Raw genomic sequence first — 25,268 nt, 5'->3', positions numbered from 1 at the left:
CGCTCCCTCAGGCCTGCCGAACCTTGGTCGAGGCGCGGCTCCAGTGGACGGCGCGTCCGGCCGCGATCCCGAAGGGTCCGTCGCCGACGGAGATGGTGGCGGTGACCTTGTTGGCCGCGGTGTCGATCACCGACACGGAGTCCGCGCTCAGGTTGGTCACGTAGACGCGGGTGCCGTCGGGAGAGATCGCGACTCCGAAGGGATTCCGGCCGACGGCGATGGTGGCGATGATCACGCTGGTCGCGGTGTCGATCACCAACACGGTGTCCGAGTCCAGGTTGGTCACGTAGGCATTGGTGCCGTTGGGAGAGATCGCGACCCTGAAGGGGTGGTGTCCGACGGGGATGGTGGTGGTGACCTTGTTGGTGGCGGTGTTGATCACCGATACGGTGTCCGAGTCCTGGTTGGTCACGTAGGCGCGGGTGCCGTTGGGAGAGATCGCGACTCCGAAGGGGTGGTGTCCGACGGGGATGGTGGTGGTGACCTTGTTGGTGGCGGTGTTGATCACCGATACGGAGTCCGAGTCCTGGTTGGTCACGTAGGCGCGGGTGCCGTTGGGAGAGATCGCGACCCTGAAGGGGTGGTGTCCGACGGGGATGATGGTGGTGACCTTGTTGGTGGCGGTGTTGATCACCGACACGCTGTCCGACTGCGTGTTGGTCACGTAGAGGCGGGTGCCGCGAGGGGAGACCACGATCCCCAGCGGGTAGTCGTCGACGGGGATGGTGGCGGTGACCTTGTTGGTGGCGGTGTTGATCACCGACACGGTGTCCGATCCCTGGTTGGTCACGTAGGCGCGGGCGCCGTTGGGAGAGATCGCTATTTCGAGAGGGTTGCGTCCGACGGGGATGGTGGTGGTGACCTTGCTGGTCGCGGTGTCGATCACCGATACGGAGTCCGACTGCGTGTTGGCCACATAGATGAACCTCACGGGTTGCGGGGCCGCCGCAGCCGGGGTGGCCATGGCCGCCGGTATCGCGAACCCCGCCGCGACGGCCATCGCGGCCATGGGCGGACGGACCCGGCATCGCCCGCGTCCCTGGAATCGACTGGATGGCTTCCGACGGTGATTCTCAATTGCGTTTCTCATCCAAAGTCGAAGCACCAGAACCTCCAACGACACTACGAGGTTCCGTTCTACGTCCGTATGACATTGTGTCCGGAAAACAACACACCGACTTGAACCCCTGCGGCCATTTGCTTGATCGACTCATCGCTCGACGGCAGCCGGGCCGAGAGCGGCCGTGGTCGACTCGCCGCCGCGTGGCGCGCGGGTGGCGACTGTGCTCCGTCCCTGCTCGTCCGGACGAAAGGGCGGAGTTCCGCGGAACTCCGCCCTGCTTTCGGCCCGTGTCGTCGTCCACGTCCCGGGATCAGCTTCCTGGGCCGCGGGTTATGGCGCGCTGTATCCCAGGGTGTAGGCACCGGAACCGCTGAAGGAGACCACGCGGTATCGGTAGTAGCCGGCCGTGCCGGTGTAAGTGATCTTCTCGTCGGGGGTCGGGCTTTCCGCGGTGGCGACGGAGATCCACTTCCGGCTGTCCCACTTCTGCAGGTAGAGGTCGAAGTCGGTGCCGTCGGCGCCGTCCAGGCAGGCGGAGTGAAGGCCGCCGGCGGTCGACTGGTAGTAGCGGTTGTTCGGCTGGTAGACGGACTGGCCGTTGGTCAGCGTGCCGGTGACGGTCCTCGAATAGCCGGTGCACGTGCCGGGGGTCGTCGGCGGAGGTGGTGGCGGCGGGGTGGATCCGCTGGTGGTCGTCAGGGTCAGGCCGTAGGTGGTGAGGATCTCGCCGACCGGCTGGAAGTAGGTGACGCCGCCGGAGGTGCAGTCTCCGGAGCCGCCGGAGGTGACGCCCTGGGCCTGGTCGATGGAGATGAAGGAGCCGCCGGAGTCGCCGGGCTCGGCACAGACGTTGGTCCGGGTCAGCTCGGCGACGTTCCCCTGGGGATAGGTGATGCTGGTGTTGAGCTGCTGGATGGTGCCGCAGTGCCAGCCGGTGGTCGAGCCGGACCGGCAGACCGACGCCCCTTCGATGGCCACCCTGGAACCGGAGACGTTCACCGTCCCGCCCGCGCCGTTACCCACCCACGGCTTGGGCGTCCAGTCGCTGTTCACCGCGATCCAGGAGCGGTCACTGTCCGGGAAGGTCGACGCCTGGAAGACGCCTTGGTCAACATGGTTGAAGCCGCTGGTGGTGTTGCCCTGCGTGCCGCAGTGACCAGCGCTGACGAAACCGTTCTGGGTCCCCTTGGTCACGGAGAAGCCGATCGAACAGCGCTCCGAGGTGCCGATGTAGTAGGCGTTGCCGCCCACCAGGTCGGACAGGAGCTGGGGCTGCTCGATGGAGGACACCACCCGCACCGTGACCGGGTCCACGTCGCTGGCCTGGATGACGTTCTGGGTTGTCGACGGCACATTGGACAGGACGACGACCTTGTTGCTCCTCACGTCGACATAGCGCACCGGCCCGCCCAGGTGGTCGGACAGAGCCGTGTCGACCTTGTCGAGGGCCGTGTTGAGTTGCTCCAACGACCGGGTGACGACCTCGGCGCGGGCACCTCCGGCGACGATCTGGGGAGTGTGGTCCTTGTCGGTGGTGGCCACCACGAGGGTCTGTGCGAGATCTCCGGTGAGCCATGAGCCGCCGAAGTCCTCGCCGAGTTCCTCGCGGAGCTGCGCCGCGACCGGCGCCAGACGGACCTCGTTGAGCAGCCGGGCCTGGGCCTGCTCCGCGGTGAGGTGGAGGTCGCGCTGAAGGGCCGCGAGCATCCCCGGCGGCGGCTTCACCACGACCTCGGCACCTGCCGTCAGGGGCCGGGCGACGGCCGGAACGGCCGTCACGGTAAGGGCGGCGATCGCCAGGACGCATCCCGTGATGGCGGCGTGTCTGCGGGGCATTCGGTCTCTCCTCGACCTCGACTATCCAAGAAAGAGGGGGGAGAGCACCTCACACCACCGGCTGATCACGCGATGCGGGCAGCACAACCTTAATTCAGCCGATGCCGGTCACGGCTCCATAAGCCGTACGCCACGCGGGGGTGACTCCGGCGACGCTCGCCGGAGCATCCCGGGACCCGGACGGGGACACCGTCGATCGGGTCTTGGCCACCCCGGACCCCCTGCCGCCCCGTCGATGCCACAGGCCGCGTATCTCGGCGGTGAGGCCGGACCGGGAGGGGGTCGAAGCGGCAGGAGGTGGGACTCGGGCGGGTTACGGGGTGCTGTATCCCAGGCTGTAGGGGCCGGAGCCACTGGAGGCGACCACGCGGTATCGGTAGTAGCCGGGCGTGCCGGTGTAGTCGATCTTCTCGTCGGGGTTCGGCCCCTCGGAGGTGGCGACGGTGACCCAGCTCCGGTTGTTCCACTTCTGCAGGTAGAGGTCGAAGTCGGTGCCGTCGTTGGCGTTCAGGCAGCCGGAGTGGACACCGCCGACGGTCGAGCGGTAGCGACGACCGCGCGGCTGGTAGGCGGAACCACCCTCGGTCAGTGTGCCCTCGACGGTGCGCGGGTAGCCGGTGCAGGTGTCCGCGCCCGTGCCAGGGGGGGTGGCGGTGGTCAGCAGGGTCAGGCCGTAGGTGGTGAGGATCTCACCGATCGGCTGGAAGTAGGTGACGCCGCCGGAGGCGCAGTCTCCGGAGCCGCCGGAGGTGACGCCCTGGGCCTGGTCGATGGAGATGAAGGAGCCGCCGGAGTCGCCGGGCTCGGCGCAGACGTTGGTGCGGGTCAACTCGGAGACGGTGCCCTGGCCGTAGACGACGCTGGTGTTGAGCTGCAGGATGGTGCCGCAGTGCCAGCCGGTGGTCGAGCCGGACCGGCAGACCGACGCCCCCTCGATGGCCGCCCTGGAACCGGAGACGTTCACCACGTCACCCGCGCCGTTGCCCACCCACGGCTTGGGCGTCCAGTCGCTGTTCACCGCGATCCAGGAGAAGTCATCGTCAGGGAAGGTCGACCCCTCGAAGACACCGAGTGGCGCCCGGTTGAAGCCGGTGGCGGTTTTGCCCTGCGTGCCGCAGTGACCGGCGCTGACGAAACCGTTCTGGGTCCCCTTGGTCACGGAGAACCCGACCGAGCAGCGGGACGCGACGCCGATGTAGTAGGCGTCGCCGCCCGCCAGGTCGCTGAGGAGTCGCGGAGTCTCGCCGGACTGCACCGCCTGCACGACGCGCCCGCTCACCCCGCTGGCCTCTATCTCGTCCTCGGTGGCCAGGGCGTCCGTGGTGAGGACGACGACCCTGTTGTTCTTCACATCGATGAAGCGCACCTTTCCCTCGGCACTGGACAGGGACGTGTTGGTGATCGCCAAGGCCTTGTGGAGGTCCGGGAGCGACCGGGTGACCACCTCGCCCTGGGCGCCCTCGGCGATGATCTGGGGAAGGTCGGCGGGGTCGGTGGTGGTCACCACGAGGGTCTGCGCGATGGTTCCGGTGAACCAGGAGCCGCCGAAACGGTCACCAAGCTTCGTGCGGAGTTCCGCTTCGACCGGCGCCAGGCGGCTCTCGTTGAGCAGCCGGGCCTGGGCCTGCTCCGCGGTGAGGTGGAGGTCGCGCTGAAGGGCCGTGAGCATTCCCGGCGGCGGCTTCACCACGACCTCGGCACCTGCCGTCAGGGGCCGGGCGGCGGCCGGGACGGTCGTCGCGGTAAGGGTGGTGATCGCCAGGACGCATCCCGTGATGGCGGCGTGTCTGCGGGGCATCGGTCTCTCCTCGACCTCGGCTGTCCAAGCAAGAGGGGAGAGCGCCACGTACCACCGGTTGATCATGCTATGTGGGCAACGCACAACTTTAATCCAGCCGATGCCGGTCACGGTCACGGAAGCCGAACGCCACGCGGACGACGATTTCCAGCGAGGACCATCGGGCGGATCACGGCACCTTGTATCCCAGGAGGTAGGCGCCGGAGCGGCTGGAGGCGACCACGCGGTATCGGTAGTGGCCGGGCGTGCCGGTGTAGTCGATCTTCTCGCTGGGGGTCGGTCCTTCGGCGGCGGCGACGGTGACCCAATTCTGGCCGTCCTGTTTTTGCAGGTAGAGGTCGAAGTCAGTGCCGACGACACCGGCCAGGCAGGCGAAGTGGACACCGTCGGCGGTCGACTGGTAGTCGACCAGCCGGTAGTCGGTCCTCCCGACGGGAAGCGTGCCTTCGGCGGTGTGCGGGTAGCCGGTGCAGGTGCCTGTGCTCGGCGGGGGAGGATTACCGTGGATGGTCACCAGGGACAGGCCGTAGGTCGTGAGGATCTCGTTGACCGGCTGGAAGTAGGTGACGCCACCGGCGCCGCAGTCTCCGAAGCCGCCGGAGGTGACGCCCTGGGCCTGGTCGATGGCGATGAAGGAGCCGCCGGAGTCGCCGGGCTCGGCGCAGACGGTGGTCCGGGTCAGCTCGGAGACGGTGCCCTGGCTGTAGACGACGCTGGCGTTGCGTTGCCGGATGGCGCCGCAGTGCCAGCCGGTGGCGGAACCGGACCGGCAGACCGACGCCCCCTCGATGGCCACCCTGGAACCGGCGACGTTCACGGTGGCCCCGCTGCCACTGTTCACCACCGGCCTGGGCGTCCAGTCCTTGTTCACGGCGATCCAGGCGAAGTCGTGGAGCGGGAATATCGATGCCTGGAAGATCCCCTGGGCGACCCGGTCGGCGCCGGCGGTGGTGGTCATCCCCGCCGTGCCACAGTGACCGGCACTGACGAAACCGTTCTGAAGACCGCGGACCACTGGGAAGCCGACCGAGCAGCGGGTCGTGGCACCGACGTAATAAGCCTCGCCGCCCACCAGATCGGACAGGGGCAGGGGGCGTTCAGGGGAGGACACCACTCGCACCGCGGTCGGTTGCAGACCGGCGGTCTTGAGGGCGGCCCTGGTCGCCGTCGGCTTGTCGGACAGGACGACGACCTGGTTGGCCCGCACGTCGACGTAACGCACATTCCCCCCGGCGAGCGGGTGAGCGGCCAGGGCCTCGTCCGTCTGCGCCCTGAGTGCCTGGAGTTGGGGCAGCGACCGGGTGACCACCTTGCCCCGGGCACCCTCGGCGGCGATCTGGTGAAGGTCGGCGGGGTTGGTGGTGGCCACCATGAGAGTCTCCGCGATGGTTCCGACAAGCCACGAACCACCGAAACGGTCACCGAGCCTTCTGCGAAGCTGCGTTTCGACCTCCGCTTGGCGGGTCTCGTTGAGCAGCCGGGCCTGGGCCTGTTTCGCGGTGAGGTGGAGGTCGCGCTGAAGGGCCATGAGCATTCCCGGCGGCGGTTTCACCGCGGCGGCTGTGACGTCGGCGGTAAGGGGCCGGTCGCCGGTCGGGACGGCCGTCGCGGTAAGGGTGGTGATCGCCAGGACGCATCCCGTGATGGCGGCGTGTCTGCGGGGCATCGGTCTCTCCTCGACCTCGGCTGTCCAAGCAAGAGGGGAGAGCGCCGCACATCACGGATTGATCATGCTATGTGGGCAACGCACGATTTTAATTCAGCCGACGCCGGTCACGGTCATGGAAGCCGAACGCCACGCGGACGACGATTTCCGGCGGGTTTCGCCGAGGGTGTTCAGCCGCGGGCCGTGGCGAAGGCCTCCAGCGCGCGGTCGACGTCCTCGGCCGAGTGGGCCGCGGACAGCTGGACCCGGATGCGGGCCTGGCCGTGCGGGACCACGGGGTAGGAGAAGCCGATCACGTAGACGCCCAGCTCCAGCAGGCGTTCGGCCATCGCGGCGGCCTCGGCGGCGTCGCCGATCATCACCGGGACGATGGGGTGGTCGCCGGGCAGGATGTCGAACCCGGCCTCGGTCATGCCGGTGCGGAACCGCTCGGTGTTGGCGCGCAGCCGCGTCCGGGCCTCGTCCGAGCCGCTGATCAGGTCGAGGACGCGCAGTGAGGCGGCGGCGATCACCGGGGCGAGGGAGTTGGAGAACAGGTAGGGGCGCGAGCGCTGGCGGAGCAGTTCGCAGATCTCCCCGCGCGCCGCCACGTAGCCGCCGCTGGCCCCGCCGAGCGCCTTGCCGAGCGTGCCGGTGAGGATGTCGACCCGATCCCGCACGCCGTGCAGCTCGGGGGTGCCCCCGCCGCCGCTGCCGACGAAGCCGACGGCGTGCGAGTCGTCGACCATCACCATGGCCTCGTACCGCTCCGCCAGGTCGCAGATCTCGTCCAGCGGCGCGACGTAGCCGTCCATGGAGAAGACGCCGTCGGTGACGATCAGCCTGCGCCGGGCGCCGGAGGACTCCTTGAGCCGCGCCTCCAGCTCGGCCATGTCGCGGTTGGCGTAGCGCAGGCGCCGCGCCTTGGACAGGCGGATGCCGTCGATGACGCTCGCGTGGTTGAGGGCGTCGGAGATCACCGCGTCGCGGTCGTCGAGCAGCGTCTCGAACACGCCGCCGTTGGCGTCGAAGCACGAGCTGTACAGGACGGTGTCCTCCTGGCCGAGGAAGTCCGACAGCCGCGCCTCCAGCTCCTTGTGCACCTCCTGGGTGCCGCAGATGAAGCGGACCGACGCCATGCCGAAGCCCCAGCGGTCGAGGGCCTCCTGGGCGGCGGCGACCACCTCGGGGTGGTCGGCCAGGCCGAGGTAGTTGTTGGCGCAGAAGTTGAGCACCTCGCCGCCACCCGCGACCGCGATCCCGGCGCGCTGCGGGGTGGTGATGACCCGTTCGGGCTTGAGCAGCCCGGCCTCGGCGATCTCGTTCAGGGTCGTACGGAAGTCGTCGCGGAGATTGTCGAACATCAGGCGGTCCAATCCGAGGTGATCTTGCCGGTTCCGCTGTGGACGGTGTCGGACATCAGGCCGTCCAATCCAGGATGATCTTGCCGGTCCTGCCTCCGGCGGCGGTGTCGAAGGCCGCGTCGAAGTCGCGGTAGGAGAAGCGGTCGGTGATTACGGGGGAGAGGTCGAGGCCCTTCTCCAGGAGCACGGACATGGCGTACCACGTCTCGTACATCTCCCTGCCGTAGATGCCCTTGAGGGTGATCATCGAGGTCACGATCGTCGCGAAGTCGACGGCGAACTCCTCGGCGGGCAGGCCGAGCATGGCGATCTTCCCGCCGTGCGACATGGAGGCGATCATGTCGCGGAGCGCCTTCGGGTTGCCGGACATCTCCAGGCCCACGTCGAAGCCCTCTCGCATGCCCAGCCCGTCCATGCCCTCCTGGACGGACGTCTCCGCGACGTTCAGGGCCAGGGTGACCCCGAGCTTGCGGGCCAGCTCCAGCCGCTCCGGGCTGACGTCGGTGACGACCACGTTGCGGGCGCCCACGTGGGTGGCCACCGCGGCGGCCATCAGCCCGATCGGCCCGGCGCCGGAGATCAGCACGTCCTCGCCGACCATCGGGAACGTCAGGGCGGTGTGCACCGCGTTGCCGAACGGGTCGAAGATCGCGGCCACGTCGAGATCGACCGGGACCCGGTGCACCCAGACGTTGGAGGCCGGGAGTGTCACGTACTCGGCGAAGGCGCCGTCGCGGTTCACCCCCAGCCCGATCGTGCTGCGGCACAGGTGCCGCCGTCCGGCCATGCAGTTGCGGCACTTGCCGCAGACCAGGTGCCCCTCGCCGCTGACCAGGTCACCGGGGGTGATGTCCTCCACGCCCGGTGCCACCTCGACGACCTCGCCGCAGAACTCGTGGCCGATGACGAGCGGCGTCCGCAGCGTCTGCCGGGCCCACGCGTCGAAACTCCGGATGTGCAGGTCCGTGCCGCAGATCCCGGTGCGCAGCACCCTGATCAGCACCTCACCGGGGCCGACGGACGGTTCGGGCACGTCGGCCAGCCACAGGCCGGGTTCGGCCCTCTCCTTGACCAGCGCCTTCATAGCGGATTCCCCCTCAGCTCCGACCATACGCACTGTGCCCGGTCGCCTTCGGGGGTGTCCATCGCGGTTTTCTTAACCCCACCCACAGCGTTGCTTCACGCCCGGACCCCGAGACCTAGTGAGCTACCCACACATTTCTCCTCAAACCGGCCGGGAGAGCGGCCCTGATCATGAAAACGGTCCTCCCGCCCGGACCACCGGGCGGAAGGACCAAGGGGGAGGCCGGAAGGTTCAGGAGCCGGGGCGGCGGTGCTCCTCCTGCGCCCCCGTCTTCGTGCCGAGGAGGTCGTCGCCGGGAAGGTGCGCGGGGGGCGCGTTGAGCTGGCGGGGGCCCAGATCGGCCTCGGCGGCCTCGGCGACCGCCTCGGCGGCGGCCTTCTCGGCCAGCATCCGCTCCTCGGCCGCCGCCTCGTTGACCCTGGGGGCCTCGCGGGTGGCCGCCGACTGCGGCAGCGCCTCGGTGAACGCCTTGGAGACGCCCTGGAGGGCGGAGGTGACCTCGCTGGGGATCACCCAGAACGTGTTGTTCGGGCCCTTGGCCAGCTCGGGCAGCACCTGCAGGTACTGGTACGCCAGCAGCTTGGGGTCGGGGTCGTTGCGGTGCACGGCCTGGAAGACCTCGTCGATGGCCTGCGACTGGCCCTCGGCCTTGAGGATCGCGGCGCTCCTGTCGCCCTCGGCCCGCAGGATCGCGCTCTGCTTGTCGCCCTCGGCGGTCAGGATCTGCGACTGCCGCTGGCCCTCGGCGTTGAGGATCGCGGCGCGCTTGTCCCGCTCGGCGCGCATCTGCTTCTCCATCGCCTCCTTGATGCTCTTCGGCGGGTCGATGGCCTTGATCTCCACCCGGTTGACCCGGATGCCCCACTTGCCGGTCGCCTCGTCGAGCACCCCGCGCAGCTGGCTGTTGATCGTGTCGCGCGAGGTCAGCGTCATCTCCAGGTCGAGCGAGCCGACGACGTTACGCAGCGTGGTGACCGTGAGCTGCTCCACGGCCTGGATGTAGTTGGCGATCTCGTACGCCGCCGCCCGGGGGTCTGTGACCTGGAAGTACAGGACCGTATCGATCTCGACGACCAGGTTGTCCTCGGTGATCACCGGCTGGGGCTTGAAGGAGACGACCTGCTCGCGCAGGTCGATCATCGGGTAGACCCGGTCGATGTAGGGGATCACGAAGTTCAGGCCGGGCTTCAGCGTGCTGTGGTAGCGGCCGAGCCGCTCCACGTTGCGGGCTCGCGCCTGGGGGACGATGCGCACCGAACGGATCACGGTGAACACCGCCAACAGGACGATGAGCAGTCCGGCTATGAGCAGAGCGTCCATGGTGTCACTCCCGTGGATACACGAGCGCGGTCGCGCCCTCGATCTCGATGACGTCGACGACCGCCCCCGCCGGTATCACCAGGGTCTCGTCGTAGGCCCTGGCGGACCACTCCTCGCCGCCGATCTGCACCCGGCCGTCCCTGCCGGTCACCTCGCGCAGGACGTACGCGGGCTTGCCCACGAGCGCCTGGATCCCGAACCGCTGGCTCCGCGGCTGCCGCATGCTGAGCTGGCGCTTGGCGATGGGCCTGACCACGGTCACCCCGGCGACCAGGGAGGCGACGAACACCACGAGCTGCAGCGGGACCGGCAGCCCCAGCCCGGCGGCGACGGAGGTGATGAGGGCGGCACCCCCGAGCAGGCCGAGAGCGGTGGTCAGGGTGAGTATCTCGGCGACTCCCAGTGCTACCGCCAAGATCAACCAGATGACCCAGTACTCCATGCTCCGGCCCTCCTAGCTGTACAACGCTCCGGTCGTCCGGGAGGTTCCTTCCTCCACCGTATGTCCTCCACAGGATCGCTGACAGGCCCGGCCTTCAGGCCGGTCGCCGGGGCTACCGGGAGGGCTCGATCCTTCCCGACACCTCACCCAGGGTGATCACGGTTCCACCGGGTCCCGGAGCGGTCGCGGTGATCGTGACGGTGTCCCCGTCCTCCAGGAAGGTCCTGGCCGAGCCGTCGGGCAGCTTCAGCGGCTCGGTCCCGTTCCAGGTGAGCTCGATCAGCGAGCCGCGCTCGCCCGGCCCGGAGCCGGAGACCGTACCGCTGGCGTAGAGATCGCCGGTGCGCAGGGCGGCGCCGTTGACGGTCATGTGGGCGAGCATCTGGTCGGGCGTCCAGTACATGTCCCGGTACGGGGGACGGGAGACGACCTCGCCGTTCACGGAGATCTCCAGCCTCAGGTCGAGCCCCCACGGCGCCTCGCGGCGCAGGTAGCCGAGCGGCTCGGGATCCTGCGGCCTGCCCTCGACGCGCGCCTCCGACAGGGCCGCGAGCGGGGTGATCCACGGCGAGATCGAGGTGGCGAAGGACTTGCCGAGGAACGGGCCCAGCGGGACGTACTCCCACGCCTGGATGTCACGGGCGCTCCAGTCGTTGACCAGGGTCACGCCGAACACGTGGTCCTCGAACCGCCCGGCCCGGTCGCCGAGGGCCGTCGGGGTACCGACGACGAATCCCAGCTCCGCCTCGATGTCCAGCTTGGCGGACGGGCCGAAGACCCCCGCGCCGCGCTGCCCGGAAGGCCGGACGACCGGGGTGCCGGACGCGACGACCGTCCCGGCCCTGCCGTGGTAGCCGACCGGCAGGTGCCGCCAGTTCGGCTTGAGCGGCTCCTCGTCGGGGCGGAACATCCGGCCCAGGTTGGTGGCGTGCTCCAGCGAGCAGTAGAAGTCGACGTAGTCGGCCACCTCGACCGGCAGGTGCAGCGTGACCCGGTCGAGCGGGACGAGGTGCGGCTCCACCACCGCCCGGTCGGTGCTCAGCTTGTTCTGGATCAGGGTCCGGGTGTCCCGCCACGCGGCCGGGCCCCTGGACATGAAGGCGTTGAGCGAGCCGGTGGCGAACACCTCGTCGTGCAGGGCCCCGGCCAGGTCGACCACGTGGTCTCCGTAGCGGACGCCGACGCGAGGGGTCTCCCCCTCGTGGCGGGAGAAGACTCCGTAGGGCAGGTTCTCCAGGCCCCAAGACATCACACGTTCTCCTCTGCTGTGCCGGGGGTCGCCGGATCGGGGGCGGTCGTTCCGCCGGTGGTCGCGGTGTCGAGGGTCGCCGTGGTGGGGGTCGTTCCGCCGGTGGTCGCCGTGTTGAGGGTCGCTCGGTCGGTGGTCGCCGTGGTGGGGGTTGCCCTGTCGGCGGTCGTCCCGTCGGTGGCCGCCGCGCCGGCGGGGGCGGGCGGGCGCCGTGCGATCAGGCCCAGGGCCACCAGATCCTCGATCGGGGTGCGCGTGTCGCACGACCCGTACGACACCAGCAGTTCCCTGGCACGCGCCGCGGTGTCGTCGGGCACGGCCCGCGCCAGCCGAACCAGCTCGCCGACGTCGGTCAGCTTCAGCACCGGCACCGGGTCGCGGCCCTCCACGGCCGCGCAGACCGCGAGGACCAGGTTGAGGAAGCCGTGCCGGTCGACGCCCAGCGCGGGATCGAAGTGGCGGACCGCGTTGTGCAGCCCCGCGGTCGCCTTGAACGGTACGCCGTGTCCCGCGCAGTGCGCGATGAGGGCGCCCAGGTCCGCGGCGCTGGGAAAGGCTCCGGCGGCCGGTCCGCCGCAGCGGAACTTCAGGCCGGGGCCCGTACCGTCGCGCGGCAGGGAGGCGCGGTCGCCGGGAGACACCTCGACGAACAGCCGGGCACCGCCGGGCAGCCGTCCGGCCAGCCGCTCCGACACGGCCCCGGGGCTCTCGCCCGGCGCCTGCCGCACCTCGACCAGCTCGACGGCGACGTCCTCAAACGGCGGGACGTCGGGGGTGTCCAGGATCAGGCCGAGCCGGATCGGGAAGGTCAGGTGGTCGCGGAGCTCCGCCAGGCGTCCGGCCGGGCAGAGGAACCGGTGGGTGAGCACCGGGTCGTTGCCCGCCAGGTCGTTCCTGTGCCGCTCCAGGGCCTCGGCCATCGGCAGCCCGGTCGGCGGGAACAGCCCGGCGTCGTCGACGAGTGCCCGGAAGAGCGCCGCCGTTCCCATGCCCACGCCGTCCACACTCGCGCCCGTTCCCGTTCCCGTGTCTGTGCTCATGGCTCTGCCCCTACCCCGTGGCGGGCCCGAGACCGTGTCCGGGGTCGTGCCCGGGGGCGTGTCCGTCAACGGGCCCACGTCCACGCGTACGCGGGGTCCTCCACCGACAGCCCGGCCGGGCCCAGATCGAGGGGGCGGAAGGTGTCGACCATCACGGCCAGCTCGCTCGTCTGAGTGTGGCCCTGGCGTACCGCCTCGATGACGGCTTCGACGGCACCCGGCTGCGGGCCGTGCGTGAACCCCGCGGGGTGCAGCGAGACCGAGCCGACGTCGATGCCCGAGCCCCTGCGCGCGGTGTAGTCGCCGCCCGCGTAGAACATCAGCTCGTCGGAGTCGACGTTGTGGTGGTTGTACGGGATCGGGATCGCGTCCGGGTGGAAGTCGAGCGGCCGGGGACAGAACGAGCAGATCACGAAGTTGGGACCCTCGAAGGTCTGGTGCACCGGCGGCGGGGCGTGGGTGCGCTTCACGATCGGCTCGAAGTCGTTGATGTTGAACGCGTACGGGTAGAGGCAGCCGTCCCAGCCGACCACGTCGAACGGGTGGTCGCGGTAGACCAGCCGGGTCAGCCCGCCGCGGGTGCGGACCAGCACCGGCACCTCCTCGCCCTCGGCGATCAGGGGCTCCTGCGGGGTGCGCAGGTCGCGCTCGGAGTAGGGGGCGTGCTCCAGGAACTGGCCGTACGAGGACAGGTAGCGCTTGGGCGGCCGGATGTGGCCGGCGGCCTCGATGGTGAAGGCCGTGACGCGCCCCAGCGGCACCCACCGGTGGATCGTCCCGGTGGGGACGACGACGTAGTCGCCCTCCCCGGCCTCGATCACCCCGTACGTCGACTCGAACCTGACCCGCCCGCTCGCGATGTAGACGCACTCGTCGCCCATGGAGTTGCGGTAGAGCCCGCTGGGCTCCTCGCTCGCGGCGTACGACATGCGGACGTCGGCGTTTCCGGCGATCAGCCCGCGCCCGGAGACCAGGTCGCCCTCGGTCGGCAGGTCCTGGGTGCGCAGGTGGCGGGGGGAGAGGGGCACGTTGGGGCTGAGCCTTCTCGACCCGTCGGGCTCGACGGCCTCGGCCTTGACGATCGCGGTGGGGAGGTGGCGGTGGTAGAGCAGCGACGAGTCGCTGGAGAACCCCTCCTCGCCCATCAGCTCCTCGGCGTACAGCCCGCCGTCGGGCCGCCGGAACTGCACGTGCCGCTTGCGGGGGATCTCCCCCACGACCCGGTAGTACGGCATCCGCTTCTCCCAGATCTGTCCGTTTATCGGACGTATATGTCCTCTATACGAACAACCATCCGTCAGGGAGTGGGGAGATGTCAAACGTCGTCCCGGTGACCCCCGGCGGAGGTCGCGCGGGAAACGCGACGCGGGGCCGTCGGCCGGTTCGACCGCCGTCGCGAAGGCCCGAAGGCCCGAAGGCCCGAAGGCCCCAAGGCCCGAAGGCCGCGAAGGCCCCAAGGTCGCGAAGGCCGCGAAGGCGGGCCTGGGACCGCCTCCTGGGCTTCAGGCCCGCCGGACGCGGTTTCTCAGGGACGCTGCTGGTAGGCGTCGGGGATGCCGTCGCCGTCGCGGTCGGCGGTCTCGGCCTCGTGGATGCGCCGGTAGGCGCGATTGCGCAGGCGGAGGATGAGCGCCGCCGCCAGGGCCGCGATCAGGGAGCCCGTCAGGACCGCCACCTTGACGTGGGCGTCGCGCTCGCTGCCGGCCCCGAAGGCCAGTTCCCCGATGAGCAGGGAGACGGTGAACCCGATCCCGGCCAGTACCGACAGCCCGCCCACGTCCACCCAGGCCAGGCTCTCGTCCAGGTCCGCGCGGGTGAAGCGGGCCACCAGCCAGGTCGCGATCATGATTCCGACGGGCTTGCCGACCACGAGCCCGATGACGATGCCCACCGCGATCGGGTCGGTCAGGGCGGTGGCCAGGCCGCTCAGGCCGCCGAGGCTCACCCCCGCCGACAGGAAGGCGAACACCGGCACGGCCACCCCGGCCGAGAGCGGTCGCAGGCGGTGCTCGAAGTGCTCGGCCAGGCCGGGCCCGGCGTCCGGGCCACCGGCCCGCTCGCCGCGGACGACCGGCACCGTGAAGGCCAGCAGCACCCCGGCGACGGTGGCGTGCACCCCGGAGGCGTGCATCAGCGCCCAGGTCGCGACGGCCAGCGGCAGCAGCAGCCACCAGGCGCGCACCCGGCGCTGCACCAGTACGGCGAAGATCGCCAGCGGCACCAGCGCGCCCAGCAGCGCCGGTAGTGACAGGCTCGCGGTGTAGAAGATCGCGATGATGACGATGGCCAGCAGGTCGTCGACCACGGCCAGGGTGAGCAGGAAGGTACGCAGCGCCGTGGGCAGGTACCGGCCGATGACCGCGAGCACGGCCAGCGCGAAGGCGATGTCGGTGGCCGTCGGGATCGCCCAGCCTCTCGCCGCGCCGCCGTCGGCGCCGGTGGCGAGGGTGACGAGCAGGTACAGCACGGCCGGGACGATCACGCCGCCGAACGCGGCCGCGACCGGCACCGCGGCCCGCCGTGCCTGGCGCAGGTCACCGGCGACGAACTCGCGTTTGAGCTCCAGCCCGGCCACGAAGAAGAAGATCGCCAGCAACCCGTCGGAGGCCCAGGCCGCCAGGTTCAGATCCAGATGCAGGGCCGCGGGTCCGACCGTGACGGCGCGTAGCGCCTCGTAGGATCCCGACCACGGGGAGTTCGCCCAGATCATCGCCGCCACCGCACCGGCCAGCAGCAGGGCTCCGCCGACGGTCTCCCCGCGCAGGATGTCCGCGACGCGGCGGGCCTCGTCCCACGAACCTCGGCTGAACAGGCGAGGCGTGCCGGGTGAGGTGCCGCTCATGAGTGCTCCACTTCAGGGGTCGGGTCAGCCACTGCCGACCAGACTTCCCGGCGCACCAGCGTTCACCCTACCGGCGGGTTCACCGCAACCCGGCGGGGGGTGCCGCGCGGGAGCCCGGTCCCCCACCGCATGATCTCCTCTAAGGTGCCGCGCGGGAGTCCGGTTCTCCCACGGCATGATCTCTTCCGAGGTGCCGCGCGGGAGTCCGGTCCTTCCACGGCATGATCTGCTCCAGCCGGGCGGCGACCCGGAGCAGCAGGTCCTCGCGGCCGTAGGGGGCGACGAGCTGCACCCCGATCGGCAGCCCCTCCTCGCTCCAGCCCAGCGGCAGGCTGATCGCAGGCTGGCCGGAGATGTTGAACACCGCGGTGAACGGCCCGTACTCGAAGATCGACTCCAGCCAGCTCGTCACGGTGTGGCCGGGGTCGTCGTACCGCAGGGTGCCGTGCGGCGCGGGAAGGCGACCCAGGGTCGGGGTGACCAGCAGGTCGTACCCGGTGAAGAAGGCCCCCACCGACCGGCTCACCCTGTTCTGCGCGTCGAAGGCTCCCATCAGCCGCATGACGCTCAGCTCCCTCGCCTCCTCGAAGGCCCGCGACGTGACGGCCTCCACCTTGGCCGGGTCCGGTGGTCGCAGAGCCGTGAGCAGGGGCGCGGCGACGGCGAGGGTCGCGGACGGCACCATGGCGCCCATGACGGTGTCCCAGTCGACGGCCGGGCTCGCCTCGGTGACGAAGTGTCCCTCCTTCTCCAGTACGCGGCCGACCGCGACGGTCGCCGCGGCCACCTCGGGGTCCACCGCGACACCCGACCATGCCCGCGTGGTCACGGCCACCCGCAGCACGCCGGGATCGGCCCCCGGCTCGTCGGCGTACCGGCGCGTGGGGGGCGGGGCGGTGTACTTGTCGCCGATGCCGGGCCCCTGGACGGCGTCCAGGTAGTGGGCGGTGTCGCGGACGGTACGGGTCAGCCCGAGCTCGTAGGAGAGCCCGAACAGCGACTCGCCCACGTCGGGCCCGCACGGGGTCCTGCCCCGGCTCGGCTTGAGGCCGACCAGCCCGCAGCACGAGGCGGGGATCCTGATGGACCCGGCACCGTCACTGCCGTGCGCGATGGGCACGGCACCGGCCGCGACCAGGGCGGCGGCTCCCCCGCTCGAACCGCCCACGCCGCGGGTGGGGTCCCACGGGTTGAGGGTGGGCCCGTACCTGACCGACTCGGTGGAGAAGCTGATCAGCATCTCCGGGACGGTGGTCATGCCCAGGGTGACCAGCCCGGCGGCACGGAACCGCGTCATCAGATCGGTGTCGTGCCGGGCGACGACCCCCTCGATGCTCCGGCTCCCGCAGCAGAACGGCACACCCTTCGCCACCGGGCCGTTGTCCTTGATCAGGAACGGTACCCCCGCCAGCGGTCCATCGGCGGAGTGGTCGAGGGCCTGCGGAAACAGCGGCAGCGCGAGACCGTTCACCTCCGCGTTCGCCGTCTCAAGGGCCTCCCGGGCGACGGTCTCGACCTCCGCGGCGGTGACCTCACCCGCCTCCATCAGGCCACGGAGCCCGACGGCGTCGTATTGCGGGTACTCGTGAAGTTCCACCGGCGTTCCTTCCTTTTCTGTCTCTGTGCCTGTGCGTTGTTCGTGTCTGTGCGTTGTTCCGGCGTCGTGTCGTCCGGCTCCGATGATCGGCCGGTGTGTCGAGCCTGGATCAGGCACGCGTCGTGGTCATCCGGGGCAGTACTGAACGCGGGTACTGAAACCGGCACCGGTACCGGATCCGCAGTACCGGATCCGGCATCGTCACCGGATCCGGGCCGGGGGCGGAGCTCGGTATCCGGTGCCGGGCCGGGCGCGGAGGCCGGTATTGGGTGCCGGGCCGGGTGTGGGGCTCGCCATCCGGTACCGGACCGGGGGCGGAGCCCGCCGATCCGCGGTCGAGGGACCGGTGTTCCGCCGCCCGCGCTGTCAGACTTGAGGGATGGACATCCGACGCGGTCCGGACGCCTTCGTCGGGCGCGAGCGCGAGACGGCGCTGCTGCGCGAGGCGATCGAGGCTGCTCGCGAGGGCAGGGGCGGCGTCGTTCTGGTCTCGGGACCGGCGGGAATCGGCAAGTCGCGGCTGGTGGAGGAGGCCGTCGCGGGCGAGGCGGCCGTACTGTGGGGCCGCTGCCTCGCCGAGGAGGGCGCCCCGCCGCTGTGGCCGTGGCTGCGCGTCATCGGGAGGATTTCCCCGAGGCCGCTCCCCGCCGGGGTCGTCGAGGTCGCAGGGGGCGCAGGGGTTACCGGGGTTGCCGGGGTCACTGGGATCGCCGGGGTTGCCGGGGTCACCGGGGTTGCCGGGGTTGCCGGGGTCACTGGGATCGCCGGGATCGCCGGGGTCACCAGGGTTGCCGGGGGAGCCGACGTGATGGGCGCGTTCGAGCCCGCCGGGGACGCGTTCGAGTCGGCGGCGGCGCGCTTCCGGCGGCTGGCCGCCTTCACCGACGTTCTCATCGGGGCCGCGGAGGACGCCAAGGGACTCGTCGTCGTGATCGAGGACCTCCACGACGCCGATGAGGCGTCGCTGGCCCTGCTCCGCCACGTCGCGGTCGAGGCCGCGGACTCGCGGCTGCTTGTCGTCGTGACCCACAGGAACGCCACCGCCCGGCGAGCCGCCAGGCAACCCGCCGGGTCGGCTGCCGGACGAGTCGCCGGGCCGGTCACCACTCGCCGGGTCGCCAGAGCCGCCGGGGTCGCCGGGACCCTCGCCGAGGTCGCCCGCAGCCGTGCGGCACGGACCGTTCCGCTCGCGCCGCTCACCGTGCCGGACGTCGAGCGATACCTCGCGGTCCTGCCGGGTGGCGCCCCCCGGGCCCGTTCGGTGGCCCGCTCGGTGCACGAGCGCACCGGCGGACTGCCGCTGCTCGTGTCGGTCATGGCGCGGATACTCGACGAGACCGGCCCCGGCGACAGGACGGGCGACGGGGAGCGGCCTCCCTCGCTGCCGTCGGCGGATCTGCGCCTTCTCGTCGCAGAGATGCTCGACGGGCTCGATCCGGCGGTACGGGACACGGCGAGCACGGCGGCGGTGCTCGGCGAGGACCTCGACCCCGCGCTGCTCGCCGACGTCGAGGAACTGCCCCCCGCCGCGGTGTCCGGCCATCTCGACGCGCTCGCCGGGGCCGGCCTGCTCACCCGTACCGGTGACGCACCACCCCGATACCGGTTCGCCCACGCCCTGGTCCGTGAGGGGGTCGTCGCGGAGTCGATACCGGCCGCCCCCGAGTTACACCGGCGAGCGGCAGAGTCGTTGCACCGGCGGTTGGGCGCGGATCTCGCCCACGCCGCCCGCATCGCGGCCCACTGGAGACAGGCCGGTGACGACGCCGAGGCACTGCGCGCCACGGTGCGCTGGACGCGGACCGCCGCCGCGCACGCACTGCGGTCACTGGCTCCGGAGGAGGCGGCCCGGTTGCTCGACCAGGCTCTGGAGGTGCTCGGCCGCGTGGGAGCCGGGCAGGCCGAGCGGGCGGAGCTCCTCGTCGAGCTCGCGACCGCCGAACACCTCGCCGGGTGGATTCCGCGAAGCACCGGGCACTCCCGCGAGGCGGCGGACGCCGCGGAGTCCGCGGGGCGGCCCGACCTGCTCACCGCCGCCGCGCTCGTCATCTGCGGGGTCGGCGATCCGTCGGTCGTCAGGAGGACGGTCGCCCTGTGCGATCGCGCGCTGTCCGCCCTCGACACCATGACAGGAACCACCCGTCACACCGATATCGCCCCTCACCTGGGCGCCGGCCACGACACCGGTGCCGCCTACGGCGCGGGTATCGGCACCGGAGCCGCTCACAGCGCTCGCGGTGCGGACGGTGTCGAGGGCGTTCACGGTGTTCACGGCGAGGACATCTGTGTCATGACCACCCCTGAGGTGGCCGTCGCCCGCTCCCGCCTGCTCGCGCGGAAGGCATGTCTGGAAGTCGAGGCGGGCAGGTCGGCGGGTGCCGTACAGGAGTCGGCGGAGGTCCTGCGGCTGGCGGAGGCCTGCGGCGATCCGGTCGCGCTGCTCGACGCCGGGCGAGCCAGGGTCGCGGTCCTCGACGGGCCGGACGACGTGGCCGAGCGCCTGCGGATCGGTGAGCTCGCCATCCGGATCGCGTTGCGCGCCGGCAGGCCGATGGCCGCCGTACGTGGCCACGTCTGGCGCGTCGACGCGGGTTACCAGCTGGTCGATCTCGCCGCGGTCGACGACGAGATCTCCAGGCTCGGCGAGCTGGCCGCCACCACGCGCCTGCTCCGGGTCCGCTGGTACCACCTGCGCGTGTCGGCGGCGCGCGAGGCGCTGGCGGGCCGGTTCGAACAGGCCCGCTCCCGGTCGGCGGAGGCGGGGGAGATCGCCGTCCGGACGGGCGATCCTCTCGCGTCCGTGATCACGGACGTCTTCGGGCAGCTCGTCGCGCTCGTACGCGGTGATCGGAGCGACCTGCCCACCGGCTACCGGGAGTCCTTCACGGTGTTTCCCCCCATCCCCGCCATCGAGGCCGCCCATGCCCTGTGCCTCCACCTCGACGGGGCCCCGGAGGAGGCGTTCGCCAGGTACGAGCACCTGCGCCTGCTGTTGCGGGAGCCGGCGCACGGGGTGCGGGGGATGGGAATCCTCCAGCATCTGACCGAGCTCGTCGAGGCGTTCGACGACGCCGAGGCCGCCGGGTGGGCGTACGCCCTGTGGCTGCCCTGGGCCTCCGCCGGCGGCCTGCCCGGTAACGCGGACAGCTTCTGCGGAGGTTCCTCGGCGCGGGCCCTCGGCCGGATGGCCGCCGTCATGGGACGGCTCGACGAGGCCGCTGAGACGCTGCGGGCCGCGGCCGAGATCAATCTCCGGCTCGACGCGCGGCCCTGGCTCGTCCACACCTGGCTCGCCCTTGCCGACGTGCTGCGGCGCCGGGGAGCGACCGGTGATCACGCCGAGGCGGCGGCGCTCGCCGTCCGCGCCGCCGCCTCGGCGCGGCGGCTGGACCTGCCGGGGCCGCTGGCCCGCGCCGACCGGCTGCTGGCCGACGTCGAGGCCCGGCATCGCGCCGCCGACCCACTGACCGTCCGGGAACGCGAGGTGGCGGGCCTCGTCGCGCGGGCGCTGTCGAACCGGCAGGTCGCAGAACGCCTCGTGCTGAGCGAGCGTACGGTCGAGAGCCACGTGCGCAGCATCCTCGCCAAGCTCGGCCTCACCAACCGGGCGGAGCTCATCGCCCACCTGCTCGGCGATCATCCCTGAAGGGCAGGGCTCGCGGATCACGTCGGTGCCGTCGGCGACCGCCGGGTAGCCGACGGAGGGCAGGGCGGCCGGCAGGTGGCGGGTGATCGCCCGTCCCTCGTCGATTCCGCGATGAGAGGGCCGTCAGGTCAGCGAGCCGGACAGCTCCGCGGCGGCGGCGGCGACCCGGGGGCCCACGGTGCCCGGGTCGAGCTGGGTGAAGGCGACCACGCCCACCGACGCCTCCAGCCAGGGGATGCCGGGCACGGGGGCGGCGACGCCTCTGGCGCCCTCCTGGAGCTGGCCCTCGGAGACCAGATAGCCGGTGCGGCCCTCGCGCAGGGCGAGGATGGCCAGCCCCGCGGCGCCCCGGCCCAGCGGGTGGCGGGAGCCCTCACGGTAGGCGACGTGCATGTTAGTCCAGGAGGGTTCGACCACAGCCACGGCCAGGCCGTCGTCGCCCTCGGCCACCGTCAGGTGCGCGGTCGCCCCGACCTCCTCCGCCAGCCTGCGCAGGGTCGGAAGGGCCCCCTCCCGCAGCAGCGGCTGCACGGCACGGGCCAGGACGAGGACCCCGAAGCCCAGGTGGACCCGTCCGTCACCGTCCCGGCGGACGAAGCCCTCGCTCTGGAGGGTGGTGAGCAGTCGGTACACCGCCGGGCGGCTCAGCTCCAGCTCCGCCGCCAGCTCCGTGGGTGTACGGCCCCGCCGCCCGTCGGCGAGCAGGCGCAGCAGCCGCAGGCCGCGCTCCAGGGTCTGCGAGGATTCGGCCGGCATCTAGGAGGCCCGCTGGGCTGGAAGCATGTCCCGATTATCGCCCGGTATCCGCGACGCCCGTCGAACGGGAACTCGCCTGTCGTCCGGAACGCCCGCCGGTGAGAACCGTTCGGAACGCCTGCCGGTGAGAACCGTGCCCTGATCGTCGCCTGCCGTCCAGGACATCCGTTGGGCGGGAACCACGCTCCGATCGTCGCTGCCGTCGCTGCCGCTCCGGTCCGGAAAGCTCGCCATTGCTCCGGCCCGGCCCGGGGACCCCGCCGTCGCTCAGCTGCGGAGCGGAAGCCCCGTAGCTGCTCAGGTGCGGACAATCCCCCGGGTTTCCCGCTAGCTGCAATGCCCCGGAGCCGTTTTCCTGGGATCCTCGACATGTGGCCATACGTTGCCTCATCGTCGACGACAATGATCACTTCCGCAGTGCCGCCCGCGCGTTGCTCGAGGGGGAGGGGATCACCGTGGTCGGCACGGCCTCCGCGAGTGGCGACGCTCTCCGGCAGATCGACGACGTCCGGCCGGACGTCGCGCTCGTCGACATCGATCTCGGTGAGGAGAACGGTTTCGAGGTGGCCCGGCGGCTCGTGGCCGTGCGACTCCGCCCTCCGCGCGTCATCCTGATCTCGACGTACGCGGAAAAGGACTTCGCGGAGATGATCGCGGTCAGTCCCGCCATCGCGTTCCTCTCGAAATCAGCCCTTTCCGGGGCGGCCATCCGTGAGATTCTCTGGAAAGCCGGTGGGGAGGGGGATCTCGACGGACCCGTGCGCCTCCCGTGACACCGGGCCGGCTCTCCGGGCCCCATCGGGGCCTGTACGCCCCCGGGCGGGTCTCTCAGTGGGCGTCGAGAAAGGTCAGTACGGCGAGAACGCGGCGATGGTCGTCCTCCGTCCCCGATATCCGCATCCTGGACAGGATGCTGTGCACGTGCTTCTCGACCGTCCCCTCGGTGATCCAGAGTTTGTGCGCTATGCCGGAGTTGGAGCGTCCCTCGGCCATCAGGGACAGCACCTCCTGCTCACGCGCGGTGAGAAGCTCCAGCGGATCGTCCCTGCGGTGGGTCCTGATGAGTTCTCGCACGAGACTCGGATCGACGACCGAGCCGCCCTGGACGACGCGCTCAAGCGTCTCCACGAAGTCGTCCACACCGGTCACCCGGCTCTTGAGCAGGTAACCGACCCGGTGCCCCGTGGCGAGCAGTTCCATCGCCTCCTCCACCTCGATGTGCGCCGACAGCAGGAGAATCCCCGTCTCCGGGAACTCCTCGCGGATCACCCGCGCCGCGTCGAGACCCTCGTTGGTGTGGGCGGGGGGCATCCGGATGTCGAGGATGACGAGATCGGGCCGGTGCAGCCGGACGAGGGTGAGGATCTCCACCGCGTCTCCGGCCTGGCCGACGACCTCGAAGCCCGACCGCGACATGAGGCTCGCCACCCCCTCGCGGAAAAGCACGTCGTCGTCCGCCAGCGCTATCCGTATCCGCTCCTCGCTCACGGCTCTCGCCCCTTCGCCACGTATTCCCCGCCGGATTTTTGTTACAGGAATGGTCATACGGGGTTAAAGGAATTACATCTCGACTGCTCCGGGTAGTCGTCCACACGCCGTCAGGCCGGAATACGATCGGACGAGAACCGTCAATCACCCCTTTGACCTGCGAGTATCTTAGTCTCTATGCGCGAACGGCTTTTGTCGTTATTGCTGCGTACAAAGCGCCCGCCCCTCGTGATGGGGATCATCTCCGGCGCCATCTGCATCGCGGCGGAAGCCCTGCTGTCCATTTTGCTGGAGCGCGTGACATCGGGTGATTTCCTGGAGGGGATCTACCTGCTCGGTGTTCTGCTGATCTCGATCGAGTGGGGGCTGGGGCTGGGGGTGGTGACCCTGGCGGCCAGCGCGGTCGCCTTCAACTACTTCAACCTCCCGCCCGTGTGGAGCTTCTCGTACGGGACGCGCTGGCTCTGGACCCCGCTCCCGGTCTTCCTCTTCGTCGGGCTGGTGACCAGCTCGATCGCGGCACTGGCGCGCTCACTGGGCATCCAGGCGGACAAACGCCGTCGAGAGGCGGATCTCATCGCGCAACTGGCCCACATCCTGTTGCGTACGGAGGATCTGGAGGCGGCGCTGCGACCGGCCTCCCGTCTCCTGGCACGGGCTCTGGGGGCGCCGAACCTGGAGATCCGGCTTGGGGAGGTCCCCGCGGAAGAGCACGGAGAGGCGCTGCCGCTCATGGAGAACGGCGTCAGGATCGGCACGCTGGTCCTGCCCGTCCGCGTTCCCGAGGCGGTACGGAGGCGCCTGCGCGAGCGGATGGTGCCCTCCCTGGAGGCGCTGCTGCGGGCGGCCCGTGATCGCGAGAACATCGAGATCGTCCTGGCGTCCAGCCGTGACGAGATCCGCCGGATCGCGCAGGAGCAGGCGGCGCTGCGGCGCGTCGCGACACTCGTGGCGCGGGGCATCTCCTCGACGGAGCTGTTCAACGCGGTCGCCTTCGAGATGGGCTCCCTCATGAGGGCGGACCACGTGGCGATCAGCCGTTACGATCCCGGCCACGTGACGGTGCTGGGCTCGTGGAGCTGCCGGGACGGCGTGGAGAAAGTGCTGCCCATCGGCTCGCAGTGGCCGCTCAACGAGGTGAGCGTCTCGGCCACCGTGCTGAGGACGGGGCGTCCGACGCGAAGGGCGAGCTACGACCAGAACGTCGGGAAGATCGCGACATGGGCCAGGAAAATGGGGGTCACCTCCGCCGTCGGCTCTCCCGTCATCGTCGACGGGTCCCTGTGGGGTGTGATGCTGGTCTTCTCCAGCGCCCGGGAACCGAGGTTCGAAGGCGTGGAGGAGCGCATGATGGACTTCACCGAGCTGGTCGCGACCGCCATCTCGAACGCCCAGGCCCGCGCCGAGCTCGCCGCCTCCCGCGCCCGGGTCGTCGCGGCGTCCGACGAGACCCGCCGGCGCATCGAGCGCGACCTGCACGACGGAGCCCAGCAGCGCCTGGTCTCGCTCGGGCTCGAGCTGCGCGCCGCGGAGGCCGGCGTGCCGCCGCCGATGACCGAGCTCAGAGGGCAGCTGTCCCACGCGGTCCAGGGGCTGACCGGGGTCATGAGCGACCTGCAGGAGCTCTCCCGGGGCATCCACCCGGCGATCCTCTCGAAGGGCGGGCTCGTGCCCGCGCTGAAGACGCTCGCACGCCGCTCCGCCGTTCCCGTCGACCTCGACCTGGACTCCGTCCCGCGCCTGCCGGAACGCGTCGAGGTGGCCATCTACTACACGGCGGCGGAAGCGCTGGCCAACGTGGTGAAGCACGCGAACGCCTCCGTGGTGTGCGTCACCCTGAGCGTGGCCGGAGCGGCCGTCCGGCTCTCGATCCGCGACGACGGAGGCGGCGGAGCCGACTACGGCAAGGGGTCGGGGCTCATCGGGCTCAAGGACCGCGTCGAGACGCTCGGCGGCAAGCTGACGGTCGTGAGCACCGAGGCGGAGGGGACGTCGCTCTCCGTGACGGTTCCGGTCCCGTGACGGTGCCGGTCTCGATGGTGCCGGTCCCGTGATGGTGCCGGTCCCGTGATGGTGCCGATCCCATGACGGTGCCGAT

General features: G+C 70.7%; 18 protein-coding genes. 3 read left to right on the top strand and 15 right to left on the bottom strand.

Annotated features, from left to right (window positions below; all coding sequences use genetic code 11):
- Window positions 1-7 precede the first annotated feature (7 nt).
- The 13 genes from OG587_RS03485 to OG587_RS03425 all read right to left on the bottom strand — a co-directional run bounded on the left by OG587_RS03485 (window position 8) and on the right by OG587_RS03425 (window position 17,280).
- On the bottom strand, window positions 8-1,009 hold the full coding sequence (locus tag OG587_RS03485) for a YVTN family beta-propeller repeat protein (RefSeq protein ID WP_329086761.1): 1,002 nt from the start codon (window positions 1,007-1,009) through the stop codon (window positions 8-10).
- A gap of 384 nt (window positions 1,010-1,393) precedes the next feature.
- Complete coding sequence (locus tag OG587_RS03480; protein WP_329086759.1) at window positions 1,394-2,899, bottom strand: S1 family peptidase; 1,506 nt, start codon at window positions 2,897-2,899, stop codon at window positions 1,394-1,396.
- Window positions 2,900-3,212: 313 nt separating this feature from the next.
- Window positions 3,213-4,697 carry a S1 family peptidase gene (locus tag OG587_RS03475; RefSeq protein ID WP_329086758.1) on the bottom strand — a complete coding sequence of 495 codons (1,485 nt, stop codon included), beginning with the start codon at window positions 4,695-4,697 and terminating at the stop codon, window positions 3,213-3,215.
- Window positions 4,698-4,866: 169 nt separating this feature from the next.
- A complete protein-coding gene (locus tag OG587_RS03470) occupies window positions 4,867-6,363 on the bottom strand; it encodes a S1 family peptidase (RefSeq protein ID WP_329086756.1) in 1,497 nt (498 codons plus the stop codon).
- 170 nt (window positions 6,364-6,533) lie between these two features.
- Window positions 6,534-7,706 carry a glycine C-acetyltransferase gene (locus tag OG587_RS03465; protein ID WP_329086753.1) on the bottom strand — a complete coding sequence of 391 codons (1,173 nt, stop codon included), beginning with the start codon at window positions 7,704-7,706 and terminating at the stop codon, window positions 6,534-6,536.
- 55 nt (window positions 7,707-7,761) lie between these two features.
- Window positions 7,762-8,790: an L-threonine 3-dehydrogenase gene (tdh, locus tag OG587_RS03460; RefSeq protein ID WP_329086751.1), complete on the bottom strand. Its 1,029-nt coding sequence runs from the start codon at window positions 8,788-8,790 to the stop codon at window positions 7,762-7,764.
- Window positions 8,791-9,021: 231 nt separating this feature from the next.
- A complete protein-coding gene (locus tag OG587_RS03455) occupies window positions 9,022-10,110 on the bottom strand; it encodes an SPFH domain-containing protein (RefSeq protein WP_329086749.1) in 1,089 nt (362 codons plus the stop codon).
- 4 nt (window positions 10,111-10,114) lie between these two features.
- On the bottom strand, window positions 10,115-10,552 hold the full coding sequence (locus OG587_RS03450) for an NfeD family protein (RefSeq protein WP_329086747.1): 438 nt from the start codon (window positions 10,550-10,552) through the stop codon (window positions 10,115-10,117).
- A 112-nt stretch (window positions 10,553-10,664) separates the two neighbouring features.
- Entirely contained in the window at window positions 10,665-11,801 is a 1,137-nt protein-coding gene (gene fahA / locus OG587_RS03445) for a fumarylacetoacetase (RefSeq protein WP_329086746.1), read from the bottom strand.
- Complete coding sequence (locus OG587_RS03440) at window positions 11,801-12,841, bottom strand: hypothetical protein (protein WP_329086744.1); 1,041 nt, start codon at window positions 12,839-12,841, stop codon at window positions 11,801-11,803. The genes fahA and OG587_RS03440 overlap by 1 nt, the downstream gene beginning before the upstream one ends.
- Window positions 12,842-12,906: 65 nt before the next feature.
- Window positions 12,907-14,076, bottom strand: coding sequence for a homogentisate 1,2-dioxygenase (locus OG587_RS03435; RefSeq protein WP_329086742.1), 1,170 nt, complete (start codon window positions 14,074-14,076; stop codon window positions 12,907-12,909).
- 290 nt (window positions 14,077-14,366) lie between these two features.
- Window positions 14,367-15,683, bottom strand: a complete 1,317-nt coding sequence (nhaA, locus tag OG587_RS03430) for a Na+/H+ antiporter NhaA (protein WP_329086741.1) — start codon at window positions 15,681-15,683, stop codon at window positions 14,367-14,369.
- Window positions 15,684-15,822: 139 nt separating this feature from the next.
- Window positions 15,823-17,280 carry an amidase gene (locus tag OG587_RS03425; protein WP_329086739.1) on the bottom strand — a complete coding sequence of 486 codons (1,458 nt, stop codon included), beginning with the start codon at window positions 17,278-17,280 and terminating at the stop codon, window positions 15,823-15,825.
- Between the two features lie 379 nt (window positions 17,281-17,659).
- On the opposite strand from OG587_RS03425, the gene OG587_RS03420 reads away from it, so the two are divergent.
- Window positions 17,660-20,926: a helix-turn-helix transcriptional regulator gene (locus tag OG587_RS03420; protein ID WP_329086738.1), complete on the top strand. Its 3,267-nt coding sequence runs from the start codon at window positions 17,660-17,662 to the stop codon at window positions 20,924-20,926.
- Between the two features lie 123 nt (window positions 20,927-21,049).
- On the opposite strand, the gene OG587_RS03415 is transcribed toward OG587_RS03420, so the two are convergent.
- Window positions 21,050-21,682 carry an IclR family transcriptional regulator gene (locus OG587_RS03415; protein ID WP_329086735.1) on the bottom strand — a complete coding sequence of 211 codons (633 nt, stop codon included), beginning with the start codon at window positions 21,680-21,682 and terminating at the stop codon, window positions 21,050-21,052.
- A 371-nt stretch (window positions 21,683-22,053) separates the two neighbouring features.
- Between OG587_RS03415 and OG587_RS03410 the strand changes: the two genes are divergently transcribed.
- The gene (locus OG587_RS03410; protein ID WP_329086733.1) at window positions 22,054-22,455 is read left to right on the top strand and encodes a LytR/AlgR family response regulator transcription factor; all 402 of its coding nucleotides are present in this window, start codon (window positions 22,054-22,056) and stop codon (window positions 22,453-22,455) included.
- 55 nt (window positions 22,456-22,510) lie between these two features.
- On the opposite strand, the gene OG587_RS03405 is transcribed toward OG587_RS03410, so the two are convergent.
- Window positions 22,511-23,170 (bottom strand): response regulator transcription factor, encoded by a 660-nt coding sequence (locus OG587_RS03405; RefSeq protein ID WP_329086731.1) that lies wholly within the window; start codon window positions 23,168-23,170, stop codon window positions 22,511-22,513.
- Window positions 23,171-23,347: 177 nt separating this feature from the next.
- Between OG587_RS03405 and OG587_RS03400 the strand changes: the two genes are divergently transcribed.
- Window positions 23,348-25,192, top strand: a complete 1,845-nt coding sequence (locus OG587_RS03400; protein WP_329086729.1) for a sensor histidine kinase — start codon at window positions 23,348-23,350, stop codon at window positions 25,190-25,192.
- The last annotated feature ends 76 nt before the right edge of the window (window positions 25,193-25,268 follow it).

Origin of the sequence: Streptosporangium sp. NBC_01469, from assembly GCF_036227305.1 — a bacterium.
GTDB lineage: Bacteria > Actinomycetota > Actinomycetes > Streptosporangiales > Streptosporangiaceae > Streptosporangium.
This window is presented reverse-complemented; position numbering and strand designations above follow the sequence as displayed.

Excerpts from the sequence above, each read along its gene's own strand:
- OG587_RS03475 (WP_329086758.1), bottom strand. The coding sequence starts at position 4,697 with ATGCCCCGCAGACACGCCGCCATCACGGGATGCGTCCTGGCGATCACC.
- OG587_RS03470 (WP_329086756.1), bottom strand. The coding sequence starts at position 6,363 with ATGCCCCGCAGACACGCCGCCATCACGGGATGCGTCCTGGCGATCACC.
- OG587_RS03450 (WP_329086747.1), bottom strand. The coding sequence starts at position 10,552 with ATGGAGTACTGGGTCATCTGGTTGATCTTGGCGGTAGCACTGGGAGTC.
- OG587_RS03485 (WP_329086761.1), bottom strand. The coding sequence starts at position 1,009 with ATGGCCGCGATGGCCGTCGCGGCGGGGTTCGCGATACCGGCGGCCATG.
- tdh (WP_329086751.1), bottom strand. The coding sequence starts at position 8,790 with ATGAAGGCGCTGGTCAAGGAGAGGGCCGAACCCGGCCTGTGGCTGGCC.
- fahA (WP_329086746.1), bottom strand. The coding sequence starts at position 11,801 with ATGTCTTGGGGCCTGGAGAACCTGCCCTACGGAGTCTTCTCCCGCCAC.
- OG587_RS03465 (WP_329086753.1), bottom strand. The coding sequence starts at position 7,706 with ATGTTCGACAATCTCCGCGACGACTTCCGTACGACCCTGAACGAGATC.
- OG587_RS03400 (WP_329086729.1), top strand. The coding sequence starts at position 23,348 with ATGCGCGAACGGCTTTTGTCGTTATTGCTGCGTACAAAGCGCCCGCCC.
- OG587_RS03480 (WP_329086759.1), bottom strand. The coding sequence starts at position 2,899 with ATGCCCCGCAGACACGCCGCCATCACGGGATGCGTCCTGGCGATCGCC.
- OG587_RS03435 (WP_329086742.1), bottom strand. The coding sequence starts at position 14,076 with ATGCCGTACTACCGGGTCGTGGGGGAGATCCCCCGCAAGCGGCACGTG.
- OG587_RS03415 (WP_329086735.1), bottom strand. The coding sequence starts at position 21,682 with ATGCCGGCCGAATCCTCGCAGACCCTGGAGCGCGGCCTGCGGCTGCTG.
- OG587_RS03420 (WP_329086738.1), top strand. The coding sequence starts at position 17,660 with ATGGACATCCGACGCGGTCCGGACGCCTTCGTCGGGCGCGAGCGCGAG.
- OG587_RS03455 (WP_329086749.1), bottom strand. The coding sequence starts at position 10,110 with ATGGACGCTCTGCTCATAGCCGGACTGCTCATCGTCCTGTTGGCGGTG.
- OG587_RS03440 (WP_329086744.1), bottom strand. The coding sequence starts at position 12,841 with ATGAGCACAGACACGGGAACGGGAACGGGCGCGAGTGTGGACGGCGTG.
- nhaA (WP_329086741.1), bottom strand. The coding sequence starts at position 15,683 with ATGAGCGGCACCTCACCCGGCACGCCTCGCCTGTTCAGCCGAGGTTCG.